The 2,790-nt window shown below is 65.6% G+C and carries 3 protein-coding genes; 2 read left to right on the forward strand and 1 reads right to left on the reverse strand.

Features of this window, described 5'->3' with window-relative positions; genetic code table 11:
• Window positions 1-1,378 (reverse strand): acyl-CoA dehydrogenase family protein (locus tag MOV74_RS35335; RefSeq protein WP_246931749.1); only part of this gene is annotated, 1,378 nt, incomplete at its 3' end.
• A 231-nt stretch (window positions 1,379-1,609) separates the two neighbouring features.
• Here MOV74_RS35335 and MOV74_RS35340 point away from each other — a divergent pair.
• On the forward strand, window positions 1,610-2,311 hold the full coding sequence (locus MOV74_RS35340) for an SDR family oxidoreductase (RefSeq protein ID WP_246931751.1): 702 nt from the start codon (window positions 1,610-1,612) through the stop codon (window positions 2,309-2,311).
• Window positions 2,312-2,427: 116 nt separating this feature from the next.
• On the forward strand, window positions 2,428-2,790 hold a 363-nt coding region (locus MOV74_RS35345), incomplete at its 3' end, for an enoyl-CoA hydratase-related protein (protein ID WP_246931754.1).

Genomic DNA, 2,790 nt, shown 5'->3' on the forward strand with positions numbered 1-2,790 from the left:
CGTGGCGTCCGACCGCGCGCCGCAGCGCGTCGATGGCGACGATGTTGCCGGTGCCTTCCCAGACCGAGCCGAGATGGGCATCGCGCAGCAGGCGGGCGGTGGCAAACTCCTCGATATAGCCGATGCCGCCGCGCATCTCGAGCGCATCGCCGCAGACTTTTCGCGCATCGCGCGTGGCGCGGAATTTGAGCGTCGGGGTCAGGATACGCAGCAGTGCTGCCGCATCCTGGCTGCCGGCCTCGGCGCGGTCGAGTGCGTCGGCGGTGAGGAAACTCATCGACAGCGCCTGCTCGACCGGCAGCATGATTTTCAGCATCTGTCGTCGGCCGAGCGGCAGGTCGATGATGCGCTGGCCGAACACGACGCGGTTGGTCGCGACCGTCATCGCGTCATGATAGGCGCGGCGCATCAGGGCGGTAGACTTGACGCCGTTGGAGAGCCGCGAGGAGTTCACCATCTCGGCCATCTGCACGAAGCCGCGATCGAGCTTTCCAACCGCATAGGCGATCGCGCCTTCGAGCTTGATCTCCCCTGATGCCATCGAGCGGGTGCCGAGCTTGTCCTTGAGACGGACGATCCGGTAGCGGTTCTGCGAGCCGTCGTCGAGGAAGCGTGGCATCAGGAACAGGCCGACGCCGCGCGTGCCGGGGCCAGCGCCTTCGGGACGGGCCAGCAGCATCACGACCTTGGCATCGGCATTCGAGCAGAACCATTTTTCACCGTAGAGGCGCCAATGGTCGCCCTCCTGCACCGCGCGCGTCGTCAGCGTGCCGACATCGGAGCCGCCCTCCTTCTCGGTCATGAACTGGCCGCCCTGGGTCAGCTTGCTCATGTCGGTCGAGGTCAGGCCGTCGAGATACTTCGCCTTCAGCGCCTCGCTGCCGAAATTCGCCAGCAGCTTGGCACAGCCGTCGGTGACGTTGATCGGACATCCCATGCCGAATTCGGTCTGGTTGAACAGGAAGGTGAAGGCGTGCTTGGCCACGACAGGGTATTTATCCGGCCAGCCCATGATGCCTTTGCGGATCGAGAGCGCATGGATGCCGAACTCCCCGAACGCTGCATTCTCCAGCTCGCGATAGGCCGGGTGATATTCGATCCACTGCACGTCGCGGCCGAACTTGTCGCGCTGGTGCAGCAGGGGCGTGTGGCGGTCGGCGAGGCGCGCGCACTCGTCGAGACGGCCACCGGCGAGCTCACCGAGACGGTCGAGATGCGGCTCGACGTGACGGAACAGCGTGTCCGGCAGATGGATGCGCAAGAGGTCGGTGAGCGCCGGATCGGCGCGGTAGAAATTCATGCCAGATGTATCGGGCGCCAGCAGGCCGGGTTGCTCTGCCGCGGCGTTTTTCGGCTGTGCGGTGACCGGCTTGTGCATGATCGTCCTCTATCGTTTCCGCCATGCGGACATTTTGCGCTGATTTGGCGCTTGCCGCTTTGGATGATGTCGATCATGCTCCAGCCGCGGATCGCGATAAAGCCGCAAATTGTCAGGGCGGCATGATCGCCGTGAGGGAGCAATTCGCCCTGCGGAATTGTGACCGCGCCGGCTGGTTGTTCGCGCGGCCCATGCCTAGATCAGCGTCTCCCTGTCCTAAGAGATCACGCCATGGAACATCCGAAATACAAGATCGCTCTCATCGTCGGTGCCGGCGAAGGATTGAGCGCCTCGCTGGCGCGCTTGCTCGCCGCGCAAGGCATTCGCATTGCGCTGGCCGCCCGAAAGATCGAGAAGCTCGGCGCGCTCTGCAGCGAGACCGGCGCGAAAGCCTATGCCTGCAACGCGACGGAGCCCGAGGAGGTCGAACGCCTGTTCGGCCTCGTCGAGCGCGAGATCGGTACGCCCGATCTCGTCGTCTACAATGCCAGCGGCCGCGCCCGTGGGCCGATCGTGGATCTCGTCCCGGCCGATGTCGCGCAGGCGATCGCGGTCAGCGCCTATGGCGGCTTCCTGGTGGCGCAGCAGGCGGCCAGGCGCATGCTGCCGAACAAGCGCGGCGCGATCCTGTTCACCGGCGCCTCCGCCAGCGTCAAGGGCTACGCACAGTCCGCCTCGTTCGCGATGGGCAAGTTCGCGTTGCGTGGGCTCGCCCAGAGCCTCGCGCGCGAGCTGTCGCCGCAAGGCATCCATGTCGCGCATTTCGTGATCGACGGCGGCATCCGCAGCGCAGCGCGGACCGAGCCGGATGACAAGCCGGACTCGATGCTCGATCCCGACGCGATCGCGCAGAGCTACTGGAACGTGCTGCAGCAACCGCGCAGTGCCTGGAGCTGGGAGCTCGAGCTGCGACCCTGGGTGGAGAAGTTTTGAAGTCGAGATGCCGTAGGGTGGGCAAAGGCGCATAGCGCCGTGCCCACCCTCTCGGACGGAGAAAGAAATGGTGGGCACGCTTCGCTTTGCCCACCCTACGAGAGCAGGGAGGAATAATGAGCAGCGAAACCACCATCGACACCGGCACCAACGAACTCCTCTGCGTCATCCGCGACCGCGTCGCGGTGATTACGCTGAACCGGCCGGAGGCGCGCAATTCGCTTTCGGACGCGCTGACCCCGGCGCTGCGCACCATGATCCGAAGCTGCGGCGAGAATCCCGACGTCGGCGCGCTGCTGCTGACCGGCGCGGGCGAGGCCTTCTGCGCCGGCGGCAACGTCAAGGGCATGGGCGCGCATCGCGACAAGGCGAAGCTCGAGATGCCCTTTGACGAGAAAGTCGCCGATCTCCAGGAGCGGCAACGGCTGCTGACCGGCGCGCTGGTGTCGTTGCGCAAGCCGACCATCGCCGCGCTGCCC

The sequence above is a fragment of the Bradyrhizobium sp. SHOUNA76 genome (genome assembly GCF_023006445.1).
In the GTDB taxonomy this organism is placed as follows: Bacteria; Pseudomonadota; Alphaproteobacteria; order Rhizobiales; family Xanthobacteraceae; genus Bradyrhizobium.

Coding starts and splice junctions, on each gene's coding strand:
- MOV74_RS35340 (WP_246931751.1), top strand. CDS start 1,610: ATGGAACATCCGAAATACAAGATCGCTCTCATCGTCGGTGCCGGCGAA.